Origin of the sequence: Streptosporangium amethystogenes, from assembly GCF_000721075.1 — a bacterium.
GTDB lineage: Bacteria > Actinomycetota > Actinomycetes > Streptosporangiales > Streptosporangiaceae > Streptosporangium > Streptosporangium amethystogenes.
This window is the reverse complement of the sequence record NZ_JOEQ01000124.1, coordinates 1-1,077: the sequence shown is the minus strand read 5'-3', so window position 1 is coordinate 1,077 and position 1,077 is coordinate 1. Positions and strand designations below refer to the sequence as shown.

General features: G+C 67.1%; 1 protein-coding gene. It reads left to right on the top strand.

Annotated elements, in window-relative coordinates:
* Positions 1-16: 16 nt before the first annotated feature.
* Positions 17-1,077: AMP-binding protein (locus IG98_RS46230; protein WP_245651978.1), on the top strand; the 1,061-nt coding region annotated here is incomplete at its 3' end.

Here is a 1,077-nt window from a genome sequence, read left to right as displayed (position 1 = left end):
CGATCTGTTCGATCGGGTGACGGTCGAGGACATGGTGGTGCGGTTCGGGCGGTTGCTGGAGTCGGTGGTCGCTGATCCGGATGTGCGGTTGAGCGAGATCGATCTGCTGGATTCGGTTGAGCGTGAGGTCGTTCTCGGTGAGTGGGCCGGGACCGGTGCCGTGCCCGCTCCGTCGACGTTGGTGGAGGAGTTCGAGGCTCAGGTGGTGGCTTCGCCGGATGCGGTGGCGGTGGTGTGTGAGGGGGTGGAGGTGTCGTATGGGGAGTTGGACGCGCGGGCGGGGGTGTTGGCGGGGGTGTTGGTGGCTGCGGGGGTGGGGCCGGAGCGGTTGGTGGTGTTGGTGGTGCCGCGGTCGGTGGAGTTGGTGGTGGCGGTGGTGGCGGTGGTGAAGGCGGGGGGTGGGTATGTGCCGGTGGATCCGTCGTATCCGGTGGAGCGGGTGGCGCAGATCGTGGGGGATGCGGCTCCGGTGGTGGCGGTGGTGGTGCCGGGGACGGAGGGGGTGTTGCCGGCGGGGGTGGCGCGGGTGGTGCTGGACGGCTCGGAGGTGGTGGCGGGCGCGGGGCCGGTGGAAGGTGTGTCGTCCTCGTCTCCAGCCCCGGCCTCGGCTTCGGTCCGGTTCTCGGGCCCGCCCCCAAGCCCTGCCCCGGTCCCGGTTGTGGGTGGGGGACAGGGGGTTCTTCCTGGGCATCCGGCGTATGTGATTTTCACGTCGGGGTCGACGGGGCGTCCGAAGGGGGTGGTGGTCTCGCAGGGGAGTGTGACGCGGTTGCTGGCGTCGACTCGGGAGTGGTTCGGTTTTGGGGGCTCTGATGTGTGGGTGTTGTTTCATTCGTATGCGTTTGATTTTTCGGTGTGGGAGTTGTGGGGGGCGTTGTTGTCGGGTGGCCGGTTGGTGGTGGTGTCGTTTGAGGTGAGTCGTTCGCCGGTGGAGTTTTTGGGGTTGTTGGTGGAATGCGGGGTGACGGTGTTGAATCAGACGCCGTCGGCGTTTTATCAGTTGATGGCGGCGGAGCGGGATCTGGGTGGGTCGGGTCTGTCGTTGCGGTATGTCATCTTCGGCGGGGAGGCGCTGGA